The following is an 18397-nucleotide window of genomic DNA, read 5'->3' as shown; positions in this document are numbered from 1 at the left end:
TCTTTGAAACAATCTAGGAGGGAATGCAATGAACCTCATCTTAATGGGGCTGCCAGGTGCAGGTAAAGGAACACAAGCAGAAAGAATTGTTGCTACATACGGTATTCCACAAATTAGTACTGGAGACATGTTCCGGGAAGCAATTAAAAACGAGACTGCTCTCGGTTTAAAAGCTAAATCATTCATGGATGCAGGCGATTTGGTTCCAGATGAAGTAACAAACGGCATCGTAAAAGAGCGTCTAGCGCAAAAAGATACTGAAAAAGGTTTCTTGTTAGATGGTTTTCCTAGAACATTAGATCAAGCAGAAGCTTTAGAAGCTATGTTAAAAGATCTAAACAAAAAAATCGATGCTGTAATTGAAATTCAAGTTGCAGAAAAAGTCTTAATCGAACGACTTGCCGGTCGTTATATGTGTCGTAATTGTGGCGCTACTTATCATAAAATTTTCAATCCAACAAAAGTTGAAGATACTTGTGATCGTTGTGGTGGCCATGAGTTCTATCAAAGAGAAGATGACAAACCTGAAACTGTTAAAAATCGTTTAGCAGTAAATATGGAAGCTAGTGCACCAATTTTAGACTTCTATAAACAAGCAGGGTTGTTACATTCGCTTGATGGTGACCGTGACATTGACGAAGTCTTTAGTGACGTAGAAAAGATTATTGGTTAATAATTTGACTACCGACTTGAAATGCAGTTTTTCTTGCCAAGTTCGTTAATTTGTGATAGACTATGTCAGTCCGACTTCTGGCTTTACAGAAGTAACGTCAAGAATTAAGGTGGGAACTGCAGGTTTCCGCCATTTTATCGTGTGAAAATGCGAAACAATAACAAGGAGGTACTCTGCGTGGCAAAAGATGATATGATCGAAATCGAAGGGACAGTCGTCGAAACTTTGCCGAATGCAATGTTTAAAGTCGAACTAGAGAATGGACATGAAGTTCTTGCTCACGTTTCTGGAAAGATTCGAATGCACTACATTAGAATTCTGCCTGGCGACAAAGTGACTGTGGAACTTTCTCCGTACGATTTGAGTCGTGGTCGCATTACCTATCGCTTTAAGTAAATTGTACTCCGTAAAACTTCAGGAGGTATTATCATGAAAGTAAGACCATCAGTAAAACCAATGTGTGAACATTGTAAAGTAATTCGTCGTAAAGGACGGGTTATGGTGATTTGCTCAGCAAATCCAAAACATAAACAACGTCAAGGATAATTTGGAGGTGTAATTAAGTATGGCTCGTATTGCAGGAGTAGATATTCCTCGTGAAAAACGCGTAGTAATTTCTCTTACTTATATTTACGGTATCGGAAATACTACTGCTAAACAAGTTTTAGCCAACGCTGGCGTGTCTGAAGATGTTCGTGTTCGTGATTTAACGAATGAACAAGAAGACGCTATCCGTGCTGAAGTTGATAAATTAAAAGTTGAAGGGGATCTTCGTCGTGAAGTGAACTTAAACATTAAACGTTTGATGGAAATCGGTTCATACCGTGGTATCCGTCACCGTCGTGGTTTGCCAACTCGTGGACAAAACACTAAAAATAATGCGCGTACCCGTAAAGGCCCAGCAAAAGCTATTGCAGGTAGAAAAAAATAATTAGTGAAGGAGGTTAAATCTTCATGGTAGCAAAAAAAGTTAATCGTAAACGCCGTGTGAAAAAGAATATCGAATCAGGTATTGCTCATATTCATTCGACTTTTAACAATACAATCGTCATGATTACCGATGCTCAAGGAAATGCTTTAGCATGGTCTTCTGCCGGTGCATTAGGCTTCAAAGGAAGCAAAAAATCTACACCATTTGCTGCACAAATGGCTGCTGAAACAGCATCTAAAGCTGCAATGGAACATGGTTTGAAAACTGTTGATGTAACTGTTAAAGGACCTGGTTCTGGTCGTGAAGCAGCTATTCGTTCATTGCAAGCAACTGGTTTAGAAGTAACAGCAATTCGTGACGTAACTCCAGTGCCTCATAATGGATGCCGCCCTCCAAAACGCCGTCGTGTTTAATGAGTGCCCCAATACATGAGTTTGATTTACCGGAAAACGTCATTGAACAAGACACTTTTCGTTTTGAAAGGGGTAAAAACTAAGAATGATTGAATTCGAAAAACCAAGAATCACAAAAATTGATGAAGACAGAGATTATGGCAAGTTCGTTGTTGAACCTTTGGAAAGAGGTTATGGCACTACCTTAGGTAATTCTCTACGTCGTATTCTACTTTCTTCTTTACCGGGTGCGGCTATTACCAATATCCAAATTGATGGTGTGCTTCACGAATTCTCCACTATCAAAGGTGTTAGAGAAGACGTCGTACAAATCATTTTGAATATTAAAGGCCTAGCTTTGAAATTATTCGCTGAAGAAGAAAAAACCCTTGAGATCGATATTACTGGACCAGCTATCGTAACTGCCGGCGATATTATCGTTGATAGTGACGTTGAAATCTTAAATAAAGATTTGTATATCTGTACTGTTGCTGAAGGCGCGACTTTCCATGCTCGTCTAACAGTAAGACCTGGTCGAGGCTATGTTCAAGCAGACGAAAATAAAAAAGAAGAAATGCCAATTGGCGTTCTTCCAGTCGATTCTATCTATACGCCTGTACGTAAGGTCAACTATCAAGTTGAAAATACTCGGGTTGGTCGAAGAGATGATTTTGATAAATTAACGATGGAAATTTGGACTGATGGTTCAATCATCGCCCAAGAAGCATTGTCTCTAGCTGCGAAAATTCTTACTGAACATTTAGACATCTTCGTAAATCTTACTGATGAAGCGAAAAATGCCGAAATCATGGTAGAAAAAGAAGAAACGCAAAAAGAAAAAATGTTAGAAATGACCATTGAAGAACTTGATTTGTCTGTACGTTCATACAATTGTTTGAAACGTGCTGGGATCAATACGGTTCAAGAATTAACTAACAAGTCTGAACCAGAAATGATCAAAGTTCGTAACTTAGGCCGTAAATCACTTGAAGAAGTGAAAGCCAAATTACACGATCTTGGATTAGGACTACGTAAAGACGATTAATATTGTAACAAAGGAGGGAAACCTACGTGAGTTATCGTAAATTAGGACGCACATCTAGCCAACGTAAAGCGATGTTGCGTGATATCACAACTGACTTAATTATCAACGAACGTATCGTTACGACTGAAGCTCGTGCGAAAGAAGTTCGTTCAACAGCTGAAAAAATGATTACTTTAGGCAAACGCGGGGATCTTCATGCACGTCGTCAAGCAGCACGCTTTGTACGTAATGAAGTCGCTGATGTTCGCGAAGAAAACGACGATATCGTTGTAGAAACAGCGCTACAAAAACTATTTTCAGATCTTGGACCTCGCTATGCAGATCGCCAAGGTGGATACACTCGTATCTTGAAAACAGAACCTCGTCGCGGCGACAACGCCCCTATGGTAGTTTTAGAATTTGTATAATCACTCTTCACTTTATAGATGATTCAATTAGAGTGTTATGATGTTGGAGAAGATTCTCCGAGTCTAGCTCAGATCTGCTCCTCATGTATTTGAGGAGCAGACACTCTCATCATAAAGTGTTTTTTTATACCTAAATGATATGTCTTGACATTCAGTATAAAAAAGCATTTTAATAAAAAGCCGACTACTTGATTGAAAATAGTTGGCTTTTTTGCTAGTCTAAGAACAGATTTAAAAAGGATAAGGTGCTGTAATGGAGCCAATTATTGAAATCAATCAAATTGAATATAGTTATCAAGAAGATTTACCTACAGCTTTAAAAAATGTTAGTCTTTCGATTGAAAAAGGCGAGTGGCTAGCCATCGTTGGTCATAATGGGTCTGGGAAATCAACGTTAGCCAAAACAATTAACGGTTTACATCTGCCACAAAAGGGCGAGGTTAAAGTTGGTGGTATGTTGCTCTCAGAAGAAAATGTCTGGGATATTCGAAAAATGGTGGGGATGGTGTTTCAAAATCCTGATAACCAATTTGTTGGGGCGACGGTGGAAGATGATGTTGCTTTTGGACTAGAAAATCAAGGTATTCCTCGAGATGAAATGTTGATTCGAGTCAAGGATGCTTTAGAAACTGTTAAGATGTCTAAATTTGCAACACGCGAACCTGCCAGATTGTCCGGTGGTCAAAAGCAACGGGTAGCCATCGCAGGTGTTGTTGCTTTGCGCCCTGATATTATTATTTTGGATGAAGCAACTAGTATGTTGGATCCAGAAGGTCGGCGGGAAGTGATTGAAACCATTCACCAGATCAAAGAAGAAAGTAATTTAACGGTTATTTCGATTACCCATGATATTGACGAGGCAGCCTCTGCAAGTCGTATATTAGTTATGCAAAAAGGCGAGTTAGTTCAAGAAGGAACTCCTGAAAAAATTTTTTCTGAAGGCCCACGTCTGGTGTCATTAGGATTAGATTTACCATTTCCTGAAAAATTAAAAGCAGCTTTAAAAGTGCGAGGCATTCAGGTACCAGAAAGCTATTTAGATGAAGAAGGGATGATGAACTGGTTATGGACATCCGTTTTGAAAAAGTAAGTTACGTTTATCAACCAAATACACCCTTTGAATCTCGTGCTTTATATGATATTGATTTAGAGATTAAAGAAGGTTCTTATACAGCATTAGTCGGTCATACCGGTAGTGGGAAATCGACACTCTTACAGCATTTGAATGTTTTATTAAAACCAACTGAGGGTGTCGTTAATATTGGTGATCGTAAAATTACACCAGAGACTGATAATAAGAATTTGAAACCTGTCCGGAAAAAAGTTGGGATTGTATTTCAATTTCCTGAAGCACAATTATTTGAAGAGACTGTGGCTAAAGATATTGCTTTTGGACCACAAAATTTTGGTGTGAGTACAGAAGAGGCACTGGAATTAGCCAAAAAGAATCTTGCTTTAGTTGGTTTAGATGAAAGTTATCTGGAGCGATCACCTTTTGAGCTTTCTGGCGGGCAAATGCGGCGAGTAGCCATCGCAGGTGTGTTGGCGATGGAACCAGAAGTTTTAGTCTTAGATGAGCCAACAGCAGGCTTAGATCCCCTTGGTCGTAAAGAGATGATGGAAATGTTTTGGCGTTTGCACAAGGAAGAAAATATTACCATTGTTTTGGTGACCCATTTGATGGATGATGTGGCAAATTTTGCTGACTTTGTTTATGTTTTAGAAAAAGGTCAAGTGATTGAAGGTGGCTCACCACAAGTTGTGTTTCAAAAAGTTGATTGGTTAAAGGAAAAGCAACTAGGTGTGCCGCAAGCAACGGATTTTGCAGAAAAAATGCAAACAAATGGTACGCACTTTGCTCATTTACCACTGACAGCTGAAGAATTAGCTGATTGGATTGTCGAGGAAGGGGCGAAGAATCGTGGATAAATTGATTTTTGGCCGTTTTATTCCCGGAGATTCTGTGATTCATCGGATGGACCCTCGAGCGAAATTAGCAGGTAGTTTTTATTTTATTGCGATTGCTTTTTTAGCAAATTCTTGGCCTAGCTTTTTATTTTTAGGAGCAGTAGCCATTTCCGGGGTATTGTTATCTAAAATTGATTTACGCTTCTTTTTAAAAGGAGTACGTCCATTAATTTGGTTAATCATTTTTACAGTTGCCTTACAGATGTTGTTTACGCGTGGTGGTACTATTTATTGGTCGTGGGGTATATTTAGTTTGTCGCAATATGGCGTTCAAAATGGTTTGTTCATTTTTTGCCGCTTTATGTTGATTATTTTTACTTCTACCTTGGTGACTTTAACTACACCGCCGTTGTCGATGTCAGATGCGATTGAATCATTATTAAACCCGTTAAAAAAAATTCACGTACCGGTGCATGAAATTGCTTTGATGTTATCGATTGCTTTGCGTTTTGTGCCCACTTTAATGGATGAAACGGAAAAGATTATGAATGCCCAGCGTGCTCGTGGAGTGGATTTTGGTGCCGGAAGTATTATTCAAAAGATTAAAGCGATTGTGCCATTACTGATTCCTTTGTTTGTTTCTAGTTTTAATCGTGCCGAAGAATTAGCTACGGCGATGGAGGCACGTGGGTATCGTGGCGGCGAAGGTCGGACAAAATATCGGCGTCTAAAATGGGGCAGAAATGATTCTATTTTGGTAGTTATATTTGCAATCGTTACAGTTGGTTTATTATTTTTACGGAAGACTTAGCGTTTACTAAGTCTTTTTTTATGAGGAGAATTTATGAGATATAAAGCGATTATTGCCTATGATGGAACCAATTTTAATGGCTTCCAACGACAACCAAATGGACGGACTGTCCAAGAGGAGTTTGAAAAAACTTTGCAGAAAATTAATCACGGGGAACCGATTATGATTCATGGTTCTGGTCGAACAGATGCAGGTGTTCATGCTTTAGGACAAGTGATTCATTTTGATTATGACGATCCGCGTCCGCTGGAAAAACTGCGTTTTGCTTTAGATACACAAACGCCAGACGACATTGCGGTGCGCTCGGTGGAGCGTGTAGCGGAGGATTTTCATGCCCGTTATCATGTGGTAGAAAAGACGTATCATTACAAAGTACAAATTCAAAAACCACGTAGTCCTTTCAGAAGATATTACGCCGCTTACTATCCTTATCCTTTGGACTTGGAAAAAATCCGTCAGGCATTACCAGCCTTGTTAGGAACCCATGATTTTACTTCCTTTTGTGCTTCCGGTAGTTCGGTTGAAGATAAAGTACGCACGATTTACCAAGCTGATCTGGAAGTTAATGGGGATGGCACTGAACTGACTTTTATTTTTCGAGGTAATGGTTTTTTATATAAAATGATTCGCATTTTGGCAGGTACTTTGCTGAAAATAGGGAATGATCGTTTAGCAGTAGATAGTATACCAGTAATTATTGCCAAAAAAGATCGTAATGCAGCAGGACCAACTGCTCATCCAGAAGGACTTTATTTAGCAGAAGTAAAATATGCAGAAAATCCGTAAAGCGTTAAGCTCTACGGATTTTTTTTGGTCGTTTTAAGAATAGATAGAGAATGAACAGGGTTAGCGAAGCCAAACTAATAAGTATTCCTGGAATAAGTCCCGTTGGTAGATAACTAAAGGTTATTTCATGCTGACCTTTTGGTACATGGATACTTATAAAAGCATCTTGGAAGGCTTTTATTTTAGTTTCTTTGCCATCAATTTTGGCTGTCCAACCTTCATCGTATGGTATCGTAGTGACTAATGTTTGGGCTTGATTGATATCAACGGAACCACTGGCACTGTGTTTACCGACTTTTAAATCAACGCCATTTTCTTTTATTTGATCAGTAGCAAATTGGAAAGCCATCGTGTCTAAAGCTAAAACTTGTGGGCTTTGGAAACTTACCGATTTAGTACCGGAAAAACTGGCAGTGAAAGTCACGTTGGTTGCGTTTTGATAGTAGCCAAGATCATAGTATTGACCGGTAATATTTATTTGGGCTTCACGAGTTTGACCATTGGTAGTCACTGTTGCTGTCGAACTCTCTAAAGCACTAAAATCAGTTGGATATAAGCTTAAATAAGCTTGTGTGTTAGCCGGGACAGAAACTTGATAAGAAACTGATTTAACCCCTTCAGAATCGCCATCAGCGGTAATCGTCGTTGTCGTACCTGCCGTAGATACTTTGGCATTTGACGTACTGATTTCACGCATAGGTAAAAAGGTATAGTAGGTGTAATCAGAACCAGCTAAGGCGTTGTAAAGTTTTGTTTGGGTGCCTAAATTATCATTACTCATTTTCTTCAACTGATCAATTGATGGATCAGCGGTAAAAGCTAAAGGTAAAGCATTTTGATTTTCATATAAAAAATAATCGCCGGAGGCATCTTCTTGAGTGAAACCATATTTACCTAAGTTTTCAGTTTTAGCCAAATTATATTTGATTCCAGTAAAAGCATCCATTAGTAAAGTATTGTTTTGATAACGAATATTTAAGTTGGTTCCTTGTGAACGAAAACCTAATTCGTTTAAATAAGCAGACGAATGACGATTACGAACAGAAGAAAACATGCTGATACCGCTGTAGCCATAATTTAATCCGTCATTTGCGGAAACAGGGTCCAAGTTCTCTAAACGATAAAACGACTGATTTTCAGCCTTGGTTTGATCTACCAGTGTCTTAATTGGTGTTGAAGGCTTAGTATAAAGACTGCGGGAAGCATAATTCCAATCGTCTAAAATCCCTCGCAACATATAATTGCTGTTAATAAAACTTTCGCAAGAAACAATCAGTAATAATAAAAGTGTCACAGTTTTAACCGGGACTTTATTGAAATAGCGTCCTGTAAACACGAGTGCATATAAACCCAAGAAGCAAATCGATAAGATAAAATTATAGGTTTTCAGATAAGTATAGTCTTTGCCTTTAATTCCCCAAAAAATCGAGAAGGCAGCGATTAATAGTAAAAAGATAGCCACCAATTGCAGCACATTTTGCCGATCTAATTTTTCCCAGCCCCAAGCAGCTAGCGTAATGACTAAGAAAGAAAGTAAATAGGCATAGCGAAATAAAAACATATTGGGTGCGTGCATTCCATGCCAAAATAGATTTAACGGAATGATATAAAAACTGGCTACAATTAATCCACCGACTAAGCCATAAAGCACTTTGTTTTTCCAAGGAATCTTACGATTGATAAAGTAAAAAATACATAAAGCTAAAGGTAAGAGACCAATATAAATAAAGGGAATTGAGCCATATTTTGTCGTATCATAGACGCCAATCATATTTTTAGCCAATAAATCAAACCAACTAGTAGCTTCTGTTTTAAAACCACTGATGGTGGTCAGCTGTTCGCCATTGGCACGTAAATCTAAAATGGCCGGTAAAATCATCACCATTGAAGTGCCGCCAGCTAAAAAGGAGGTAATTATATAGGAAACAATACTTTTTTTGTACACTTTAAAATTGGTAAACAAACGAGCCAAATAATACAGAACCGAAAAAATGCCAACCATAAAGCCCATATAATAACTAGTGAGAAATAACATTAAATAGGAAATAAATAATACTTTTGGTTTTTTATCATCCATTAAACGATTGACACCTAAAATAATCAGTGGTAAATAAACAAAGGTATCTAACCACATAATAATTTCAGAATGGGCAATCGCAAAAGACATCAAGGCATAAGTAACACTCAAAGCGACCGTATTCCAATTGCTGAGTTTAAAACTATTCTTGGCATAAAACCAAAAAGCTAAACCAGCGGCACCAATTTTTAAAAGAGTAATAAAATATAACGCATCAGGCATCATATTATTAGGGAAAAAGATCACCAGTGAGGTAAAAAATCCACCTAAATAATAGGATACCAAAGATAAATAGTTTAAGCCTAAAGAGGCATTCCAAGTATAAAAAAAGCCTTGCTTACCTAACAACATATTACGGAAGCTAGCATGAAAGTTTGAAAATTGAGAAAAGGCATCGCTGGCTAAAACACTGCGAGAACTGCCAGGATAGATACCGATGGTTAAATAAGCAATCACCATTAAGCTTAAGGGAATCAAGAAACTCGCCAGCATGTACCAGCGGTTTTCTTTCAGGAATTTCTTCATAATATAAAATCACCATTCTTCTTTCGAATTCTATTCAAATTTTACCATAGAAGATTTTAATTAAGTATGAAGAAGCTGTGAAAATAACTGAAAGTGTAAAACTCTTAAAGAATAATTTCAAAATAAAAAGCCTATGACTGATTGCCACAAGCTTTATGATAATTAATTTTAACGAGTTTTTTTAATTTTGTTAAACTGTTATCTAAATTTTCTTTGCGCTAATTTTTTGAGCCTAATCTTAAGAAAGGATCATTGGTATAGGAGTTGCTAATCCGTAGATCACCCAGCTTTTTTATGATGAGTGAGCAATTCGGGGTCTACTTCTATTGTTAAGATATCAAAAGGATCATTCAAACTTTTTGTCACCTAAAAAAAATATACCTTTTTCAATAGAAGAAAAAAACCACTGATCATAGCGATCAGTGGTTTTTGAAATATGTTTGGTTGAATTTAAACGCGCTCAACTTTTCCAGATTTCAAAGCACGAGTTGATACCCAAACTTTTTTAGGTTTGCCGTCGATTAACACACGAACTTTTTGCAAGTTAGGTTTAACTGTGCGTTTTGTAGCGTTCAATGCGTGTGAACGGTTATTGCCGCTGCTTGTTTTACGACCAGTGAAATAGCATACTTTTGCCATGTTTTGTTTCCTCCTTCGCCTTGATTGTTGGAGCGCTTCTTTGGCTCATACTAAAATAATTTATCACAAAGGAGTTAAAAAAGCAACTGCATTTTCTCAGAAAGATTGACAATTCAGTCATAAGCAGTTAAATTATAGAATGTTGGGCTCGACTGACCAAAGAATCTTTCTTTGAAAAGTTAGTGGGCTATGATAAAATGTTATAGTAGAAAAAATGGGTCAGAAGGCTCGTTTAAGGAGGCTAATACTATGGCTGTCAAAATCAATACACAAGCAGGCACAATTGAAATCTCAAATGATGTGATTGCTACAGTCGTCGGTGGTGCGGTAACAGATGTATTCGGCATTGTCGGTATGGCTAGCAAAAGCCAGATTAAAGATAATATCACTGAAATTTTAAGAAAAGAAAATTATTCTCGCGGTGTCGTGATTCGTCAAGAAGAAAACGGGATTGCTGTGGATGTTTACACGATTGTTAGTTATGGGACAAAAATTTCTGAAGTGTCGCGTAACGTACAAGAAAAAGTGAAATACAACTTGGAAACCTTGTTAGGTGTTAAAGCCAATTCGGTAAATGTTTTTGTCCAAGGTGTGCGTGTCCTGCCTGATTAGGGTAGATTTTAAGGAGGATAATCTTAAGTGAAGATCACAGAGATCAGCGCAAGTCAATTCCAAGAAATGGTGGAAGCTGGCGCTAAACGTCTGCAAGCAAATGCAGAATTTGTTAACTCATTAAATGTATTTCCAGTACCAGATGGCGATACCGGAACAAATATGAATTTATCAATGACCAGTGGTGCAACTGCTGTAGTCAATGCACCAAATGAAAAAGTTGGCGAATTGGCCAATATTTTAGCTAAAGGGTTGTTGATGGGCGCGCGGGGAAACTCTGGCGTTATCTTGTCACAACTATTCCGTGGCTTTTCAAAAGAAATTCCTGATGAAACAACTTTATCTGCACAGCGCTTAGCTGATGCATTGGTTCACGGCGTAGAAACAGCTTATAAAGCGGTGATGAAACCAGTTGAAGGAACGATTTTAACGGTTGCTCGTGAAGCAGCCAAAGCTGGTGAAAGAAAAGCTCGCCAAACGGATGATGTAATTGAAGTAATGACTGCGATTGTGAAATACGGTCGTCGTGCATTAGATAAAACACCAGAAATGTTGCCAGTCTTAAAAGAAGTTGGCGTAGTTGATAGTGGTGGACAAGGTCTATTATTTATTTATGAAGGCTTCTTAAGTGCTTTAAATGGTGAATTTGTTGCAGATGAAAGCTATGAGCCAAGTCCAGCTGAAATGGATGAAATGGTTAATGCTGAACATCATCGCAGTGTACAAGGTCAAATGGCAACAGCAGATATTCATTTTGGTTATTGTACTGAGATCATGGTTCAATTAGGTGAAGGTCCAACGGTTGATAGCCAATTTGATTATGAAACTTTCCGTAACTATTTAAATGAGCTAGGTGATTCTTTATTAGTGGTCAATGATGAGGAAATCGTCAAAGTCCATGTCCATACAGAACATCCCGGCGAAGTAATGAACTATGGTCAAAAATTTGGTTCATTAGTTAAAATTAAAGTCGATAATATGCGTTTACAACACGAAACAATCTTAGAACATGATGAACAAGTCGCTGAGTTTGAAGGCGTGAATGCTGAGCGTAAACCTTATGCGGTGATAGCCATTGCAGCAGGTAGCGGCGTGCAAGAATTGTTCAAATCATTAGGTGCTTCGTATATTATTTCTGGTGGACAAACCATGAACCCAAGTACTGAAGATATTTTGAAGGCAGTTAGAGAAGTCAATGCTGACCAAGTTATTATTTTACCGAATAATAAAAATATCTTTATGGCGGCCGACCAAGCTGCTGAAGTGGCAGATGTCCCAGTGGTAGTAGTACCAAGTAAAACTGTTTCTCAAGGGATGACAGCGATGTTAGCCTTCAACGAAACACAAAACTTAGACAACAATAAACAAGCCATGACAGACATGCTAGATTCTGTTGTTAGCGGACAAGTCACTAATGCTATTCGGGACACTGCCATTGACGGCGTGGAAATTCACGAAGGTGATTATCTAGGTATGATCGATGGTAAAATTGTTTTATCAGAAAAAGATTTATACCAAGCCTCACTGGATACTTTAAAACAAATGATCAATGACGATATCGAAATCGTAACAATCATTTTTGGCGAAGAAGGCAATCAAGCCGAAGCTGAAAAAATCAGCAAGGTCTTAACAGAAACCTATCCTGATTTAGAAGTGGAAATCCACGAAGGTAATCAACCAGTTTACCCTTATTTATTGTCAGCTGAATAATAAAGATAAATAAAAACCATCTCTTTTTGAAGGAGATGGTTTTTTTGTCGTTGTTTATAGAAAAATTCCCAAAAAAGGTTAAATTTTTGGAAATAATTAGTTATTTTTTGATTTGTGGTTTTGTAAAAGAAAAATTATTTTAACTGAAAATAGACTTATCAAAAGAAAAGAATTTCTGTGAAACACAACTATTAATATTAATAGTAATAGCCGTGTTTCGCTAAAAATATTCATTTTATTTATTTGTAAGTAATATTTTTTGTTTAACGTTCGATTGTAAAAACTTCTCAAATTTTAATAAATGTACTATAATTTATTTTGAAAATCGGGTTATTTTATAACTTAATTTGAAATAATGTTTTTTTGGGAGGATTATATGAAAAGAAAAATGATGTTTTTTGCTGTTGCTTTACTATTAGCACCACAAGCAATGATGCCAATCACCAGTCTTGCTGTTACTGATGACGAGAGTAGCTCGGTTGTTGCAGCTGATGCGACACAAGATAGTTGGATGCCAGATAAAAATTTGCAAAAGATTGTTGGAGATCAGTTAAGCAATCCAGATTTTACGCAAGCAGATATGGCTAATTTGACTAATTTATCAATTAGTAATGCTGAAATTACAGATTTGACAGGTATTTCTTATGCTACAAATTTAACAAGTTTAGATATAAACAATACGGATTTGTCTAATACTAAGAATCTAGCGGAAATTGGCACACTAAGTAAATTGCAAACATTGACTGCTACAAATGACAATTTATCAGATGTCTCACTTTTGCAAAATAGTCAATTGACAAGTTTGGAGCAAGTGAATATCTCAAATAATTCATTTACTAACATGGATAGTTTTGAAGGCTTAGAACTACCGGCTTTAAAAGAAATTAATCTCTCTAACAATCAAATTGAAAATGTAAATGGAATTACAAAAATAAAAGTACCAGTCATTGAAAAGATTGACATTTCTAATAATAAAATCTCAGATGCTTCACCACTGCTTTCTACCGATGCGATTAATTCAGTCAAAGAAATGAATGTATCCAACAATTTATTTACTTCTTTAAGTAGTGTAACGGGTATTAATTTGCCTAATTTAGAAAAAATTGATATTTCTCACAACCAATTAAATGATGTTTCAATCTTGCAAAGTGCCCATGTCCCTGCATTAAACTATATCGATGCCTCTTACAATCAAATTAGTGACATTTCACCAATTGCAAATTCATCTATCACTAGTTTGACAACTTTGATTGCCAGTCATAATCAAATCAAGGATGTTGATGCATTTGCAAACTCTTCTTTTACTAAATTAGAAAGCTTAGATGTCGCGTATAACCAAATTGGTGACATCTCTGTCATGGAAAATTTAGTAGCAAAATATCCTAGTCTGCATACTTATATCGTTGATCATAACAATATTAATAATATTCAATTTATGGAAGGCTATGATCTAAGTTCTAGTACTTCAGCAAGAGATCAAGACTATGAAGAAAATGTAACCTTGGTTAAACCAACAAGTGCAAGTGGAGAAGTAGCTAGTCCAATCTTGTCAACGGATTTCCGTTATGATGATAGTTCTGGTTATTACCATGGCTATTCAGACCCAGAAGGAACAACACTTTCAATTAGTTCGATCACTGGAATCACTGGTGTAAAAAAATATGATGACTCAACAGTTACAGCTGCAGAATTAGATGGTGGATCCGTTCAAAGTGTTAAAAGTTTTATGGTTGATCCAGCAAACTTACCAAGTGAAATTACCTTTAACTGGAATGGCGCACAAGGCCAATTTAGTGGAACAGGAAAAATAAATATTACTTGGGTGGATGCACAAGCGCCAACTATTGAAGCAAGTGATCAAACCGTTAAAATGGGTACTGATTTTGATCCAAAAGCTAATGTTACAGCGTATGATCAACAAGCAGATGGTTCTGAAAAAGTTGATTTGACTAGTGGCATCAGTGTGATTAATAATACTGTAGATACTTCTCAAGCAGGCAATTACTCAGTGGAATACAGTGTAACTAATTCTTATGGTGTAACGACAACAAAAACAATTCAAGTCACTGTTGCAAAAACTTATACGGTTACTTTTGCTGCCGGTAAAGGTGGTTCATTGACAGGAAATACAAGTGTTGAAGTTCCTGAAGGGACAAAATTAACCGATCTACCACAAACAGTTGCTGACGAAAGCGATGTGGAAGATATTTTCTTCTTAGGTTGGTATCAAGGAGAAAAAGCGGTGAACCCTGCTGATGTAACGATTGATCAAGATACTACCTTTACAGCAAAATTCGGAACCGCTGTTTATCGTTTGTATAATAAAAACAACGGGGATCACTTGTTGACTAAGAATAAAAATGAAAAAAATGATATTGAAGCACAAGGTTGGGTAGTAGAAACAAACCCTGCAAATGAATATGGCAGAGCGGCGTTCTATGTACCAGTTAAAGCAGATAGCGCTAGCAAAAATAAAGTTTATCGGATTTATAACCCAAATACTGGTGAGCATTTTTATTCTACTAATAAAAAAGAATGTGACGCAGCAGTCAAGGCAGGTTGGAGACAAGAAACAGATCCTAACTATACCTGGGTTTCTGAAGGCGATGTAAAAGTCTATCGTGAATTTAATCCTGATGTACACACTGCTGGTAGCCATAATTTCACTACGAATTTAGCTGAGCATGAAAATGTGGTTAAAGCAGGCTGGTTAGATGAATCAAAAGATACATCTCTATGGACTGTTTTAAAAGCTGGATTTTAGAATAAAATAAGAAAACAGTCAGGTAAATTATTTTTTACCTGGCTGCTTTTTTACTAACTAAAAAGATTTGATTAAAATAAAATGAAATTTTGGATTGACACCGGTTTCAGTCGATGCTATACTTTGGCAAGTGGTCAGATGTTATTACTTCGGGTAAGCATGACTGACTGGATTATTTAAATGATGGATGTTATCACTTGATGTGAGCATGACCTGTTTACCACACGAATTGTACGTGTTTGTAAATAGGCTTTTTTATTTCCATCGATTGCCATCGTTAGTGGGGAAACTTTATGATCATAAAACGAGTACTAAATAATAATACGGTTATCTCAAGCAACAGCAAAGGCTTAGATGTCTTACTGATGGGTCGTGGGGTAGCTTTTGGAAAAAAGAAAGGCCAACCAGTTGCAATTGAACAGGTTGAAAAAACTTTTATCCTTCATGACAGAGATACACAAAATAAATTTACTGAACTGATGATTAATGTGCCAATGGAGCAAATTATGGTGGCTGAAAAAATTATTAATTTTGGTAAAATTAAACTAGGCAAAGGTTTAAACGAAATTCTTTATGTCAATCTGACGGATCATATCCATTCGGTGATTGAAAGATACAAAGAAGGAATTATCTTAAAAAATCCTTTACGTTGGGATATTGCAAGATTTTATCCTGATGAGTATGCAGTAGGAGAAAAAGCCTTAGAAATCATGCGCAGTGAATTAAAGCTTGAGCTGGAAATCGATGAAGCGGCTTTCATTGCGACACACTTTGTGAATGCTGAGACTGATCAGACCAATGATTTGGCTTATGAAATTGCAGAAATCACTAAGAAGATTGAAACAATCGTCAAAGATTTTTATCATACAGAATTTGATGAAGCTTCTCTAGACTATTATCGATTTATTACCCATGTGAAATTTTTTGCCCAACGGCTATTAACAGGTGATCATTATGATGATGAAGACAGTGAGCTACTAGAAACGCTGAAGAAAAAATATCAGAATGAGTATCAAGCCGCTTTAAAGATTAAGGAGTTTGTCATGGAGATTTTTGATTATGAACTGAGCTCTACTGAGATTCTCTATTTAACGACACATATTAGACGAATAACAAAGAACTTATAATAGGATTGTTATCCCAAAAGGAGCATGACCTAGAACACCACTATTTTTAGGGGGTTTTAGGTCATTTTTTATTTCTAGGAAAATATGAACTAAGAAAATAACAAATGATAATTGGAGGAACAAAAATGAATTACGCAGATTCAGCGAAAAAAATATTAAAAGAGATTGGCGATCAAGCTAATGTACAATCAGCTACTCATTGTATGACCCGTTTACGTTTTATTTTGAAAGATGAAAGTATTGTAGATGATCAAGCCGTAAAACAGATTCCCGGTGTGATGGGTGTTATGAAAAAAGCAGGTCAATATCAAATTGTGATGGGAAATGATGTGGCAGATTACTATCGTGCTTTGAATAAATTAGGAGATTTTGGTTCAGCTACAGCAGTCGAAGGAGGACCTAAGAAAAACTTATTTGATACTTTTGTAGATGTGATTTCAGGCTGTATGTCTCCTTTGATTCCAGCTTTGATCGGCGGTGGTATGATCAAAGTAATCTTAATTTTATTACCATTGTTAGGTTGGATGAGTGATAGTTCTCAAAGCTTCCAAGTGTTGACTTTCTTTGGTGATGCACCATTTTATTTTATGCCAGTGATGTTAGCATACACGGCTGCCCAAAAATTTGGTGTGACCCCGATGCTAGCAGTTACGATTGGTGGCATTATGCTACATCCTAATTTTGTTAGTATGGTTACAGCCGGCGATCCGGTGAGTATTTTTGGCTTACCGATTACTTTAGCTACTTATAGCTCATCAGTGATTCCTATCCTATTAATGGTTTGGATAATGAAATATATTGAACAATTTTTTGATCGAATCATTCCAACTGTATTGAAGAGTTTCTTGAAGCCTTTATTAATTATTTTGATTTCAGGTGTTTTAGCACTTGTAGTAGTTGGACCTTTAGGAACTTACGCCGGACAAGGTTTGTCAGCATTGGTTTTATGGATTCAAAGTAAGGCTGGTTTCTTAGCTTTAGGATTGATGGGAGCATTGATGCCGCTAATTGTTATGACTGGGATGCATTGGGCATTTTCACCAATTTTCTTAATAGCATCAATTCAAAATCCAGATGTTTTAATTTTACCAGCCATGTTAGCTGCTAACTTGGCTCAAGGAGCAGCGTCATTAGCGGTTTCCTTCAAAGCAAAAGATAAAAATTTAAAAACTTTAGCAATGGCTGCTGGGATTTCAGCGCTATTGGCAGGGGTAACAGAACCAGCTTTATACGGAATTACGTTGAAATATAAAAAACCTTTATACGCAGCGATGATTGCTGGTGGAATTTGTGGTGTTTATATGGGCTTCACTGGTTTATCGGCTTATGCCTTTGCCGTACCATCATTAGTCGCGTTACCTCAATTTGTTGGGCCGAATGGAAATGCGAATATTATTAATGCGATTATTGTCGCAATTGCTTCAATGGTGATTACATTTATTTTAACACTGGTCTTTGGTTTTGATGAGGAACCGATTGTTGCTGATCAAGAAGCGTTAGAAGTGGTTGAAGCAGGTAGTCATGACCCGAAAAAAGTTTTTGCGCCCGTAAAAGGACAAGTCATCCCTTTAGAGAAAGTCAATGATTCAGCTTTTTCTAGCAAAATGATGGGAGAGGGAATAGCGATTATCCCAGAAGAAAATACGATCGTTGCCCCTTTTAGCGGAAAAGTTTCTGCCCTTTTTCCAACGAAGCACGCTATTGGATTAACTAGTGATAGTGGTATGGAATTATTGATTCACGTGGGGATTGATACTGTTGAATTAGGCGGTAAGTATTTTGAAAGCTTTGTAGAAGCTGGTGACCATGTGAAGAAGGGGCAGCCATTATTAAATGTTGATTTTGCTGCTGTAAAAGCTGCTGGATATGATATTGTGACACCGATTGTTGTTACGAACTATGATCAATATATCGATGTGGTAGCTAAAGATGAAATGAATGAAACAACAGCTGATGATGCAGTATTATACGTTGTATAGAAAGGAAACGA

The 18397-nt window shown here is 37.1% G+C and carries 18 protein-coding genes; 16 read left to right on the top strand and 2 right to left on the bottom strand.

The features are described from left to right. Positions 1-28 precede the first annotated feature (28 nt). The 11 genes from KUA55_RS11750 to truA all read left to right on the top strand — a co-directional run bounded on the left by KUA55_RS11750 (position 29) and on the right by truA (position 6953). Complete coding sequence (locus KUA55_RS11750; protein ID WP_218326509.1) at positions 29-673, top strand: adenylate kinase; 645 nt, start codon at positions 29-31, stop codon at positions 671-673. Between the two features lie 177 nt (positions 674-850). Continuing rightward, the gene (infA, locus tag KUA55_RS11745) at positions 851-1069 is read left to right on the top strand and encodes a translation initiation factor IF-1 (RefSeq protein ID WP_010756460.1); all 219 of its coding nucleotides are present in this window, start codon (positions 851-853) and stop codon (positions 1067-1069) included. A gap of 33 nt (positions 1070-1102) precedes the next feature. Continuing rightward, a complete protein-coding gene (gene rpmJ / locus KUA55_RS11740; RefSeq protein WP_034861773.1) occupies positions 1103-1219 on the top strand; it encodes a 50S ribosomal protein L36 in 117 nt (38 codons plus the stop codon). Positions 1220-1238: 19 nt separating this feature from the next. Further along, positions 1239-1604: a 30S ribosomal protein S13 gene (gene rpsM / locus KUA55_RS11735; protein WP_218326508.1), complete on the top strand. Its 366-nt coding sequence runs from the start codon at positions 1239-1241 to the stop codon at positions 1602-1604. 23 nt (positions 1605-1627) lie between these two features. Beyond that, positions 1628-2017 (top strand): 30S ribosomal protein S11, encoded by a 390-nt coding sequence (gene rpsK / locus KUA55_RS11730; RefSeq protein ID WP_218326507.1) that lies wholly within the window; start codon positions 1628-1630, stop codon positions 2015-2017. 85 nt (positions 2018-2102) lie between these two features. Beyond that, a complete protein-coding gene (locus KUA55_RS11725) occupies positions 2103-3041 on the top strand; it encodes a DNA-directed RNA polymerase subunit alpha (RefSeq protein ID WP_218326506.1) in 939 nt (312 codons plus the stop codon). A gap of 26 nt (positions 3042-3067) precedes the next feature. After that, positions 3068-3448, top strand: a complete 381-nt coding sequence (gene rplQ / locus KUA55_RS11720; RefSeq protein WP_218326505.1) for a 50S ribosomal protein L17 — start codon at positions 3068-3070, stop codon at positions 3446-3448. A gap of 253 nt (positions 3449-3701) precedes the next feature. After that, positions 3702-4538, top strand: a complete 837-nt coding sequence (locus KUA55_RS11715) for an energy-coupling factor ABC transporter ATP-binding protein (RefSeq protein ID WP_218326504.1) — start codon at positions 3702-3704, stop codon at positions 4536-4538. After that, the gene (locus KUA55_RS11710; protein ID WP_218326502.1) at positions 4514-5377 is read left to right on the top strand and encodes an energy-coupling factor ABC transporter ATP-binding protein; all 864 of its coding nucleotides are present in this window, start codon (positions 4514-4516) and stop codon (positions 5375-5377) included. Before KUA55_RS11715 ends, KUA55_RS11710 begins: the two co-directional genes overlap by 25 nt. Then, positions 5367-6167 (top strand): energy-coupling factor transporter transmembrane component T family protein, encoded by an 801-nt coding sequence (locus tag KUA55_RS11705; protein ID WP_218326727.1) that lies wholly within the window; start codon positions 5367-5369, stop codon positions 6165-6167. The genes KUA55_RS11710 and KUA55_RS11705 overlap by 11 nt, the downstream gene beginning before the upstream one ends. Before the next feature lie 33 nt (positions 6168-6200). Next, positions 6201-6953: a tRNA pseudouridine(38-40) synthase TruA gene (gene truA, locus KUA55_RS11700; RefSeq protein ID WP_218326501.1), complete on the top strand. Its 753-nt coding sequence runs from the start codon at positions 6201-6203 to the stop codon at positions 6951-6953. Between the two features lie 4 nt (positions 6954-6957). On the opposite strand, the gene KUA55_RS11695 is transcribed toward truA, so the two are convergent. Together KUA55_RS11695 and rpmB are read right to left on the bottom strand one after the other, a co-directional pair. Beyond that, entirely contained in the window at positions 6958-9555 is a 2598-nt protein-coding gene (locus KUA55_RS11695) for a YfhO family protein (protein WP_218326499.1), read from the bottom strand. Between the two features lie 450 nt (positions 9556-10005). Continuing rightward, entirely contained in the window at positions 10006-10194 is a 189-nt protein-coding gene (rpmB, locus tag KUA55_RS11690) for a 50S ribosomal protein L28 (RefSeq protein WP_071861708.1), read from the bottom strand. A 249-nt stretch (positions 10195-10443) separates the two neighbouring features. Between rpmB and KUA55_RS11685 the strand changes: the two genes are divergently transcribed. The 5 genes from KUA55_RS11685 to KUA55_RS11665 all read left to right on the top strand — a co-directional run bounded on the left by KUA55_RS11685 (position 10444) and on the right by KUA55_RS11665 (position 18386). Continuing rightward, positions 10444-10806, top strand: coding sequence for an Asp23/Gls24 family envelope stress response protein (locus KUA55_RS11685; protein ID WP_218326498.1), 363 nt, complete (start codon positions 10444-10446; stop codon positions 10804-10806). 27 nt (positions 10807-10833) lie between these two features. After that, on the top strand, positions 10834-12516 hold the full coding sequence (locus tag KUA55_RS11680; protein WP_218326497.1) for a DAK2 domain-containing protein: 1683 nt from the start codon (positions 10834-10836) through the stop codon (positions 12514-12516). Between the two features lie 376 nt (positions 12517-12892). Beyond that, positions 12893-15280: a leucine-rich repeat domain-containing protein gene (locus KUA55_RS11675; protein ID WP_218326496.1), complete on the top strand. Its 2388-nt coding sequence runs from the start codon at positions 12893-12895 to the stop codon at positions 15278-15280. A gap of 293 nt (positions 15281-15573) precedes the next feature. Further along, positions 15574-16407, top strand: coding sequence for a BglG family transcription antiterminator LicT (gene licT / locus KUA55_RS11670; protein WP_218326495.1), 834 nt, complete (start codon positions 15574-15576; stop codon positions 16405-16407). A 125-nt stretch (positions 16408-16532) separates the two neighbouring features. After that, on the top strand, positions 16533-18386 hold the full coding sequence (locus KUA55_RS11665) for a beta-glucoside-specific PTS transporter subunit IIABC (RefSeq protein ID WP_218326494.1): 1854 nt from the start codon (positions 16533-16535) through the stop codon (positions 18384-18386). Positions 18387-18397: the final 11 nt, after the last annotated feature.

This window comes from Enterococcus alishanensis, assembly GCF_019218635.1.
Taxonomy (GTDB): Bacteria; Bacillota; Bacilli; order Lactobacillales; family Enterococcaceae; genus Enterococcus_A; species Enterococcus_A alishanensis.
Note: the sequence above shows the minus strand (reverse complement) of the source record. Positions and strands in the feature narration are given on the sequence as shown.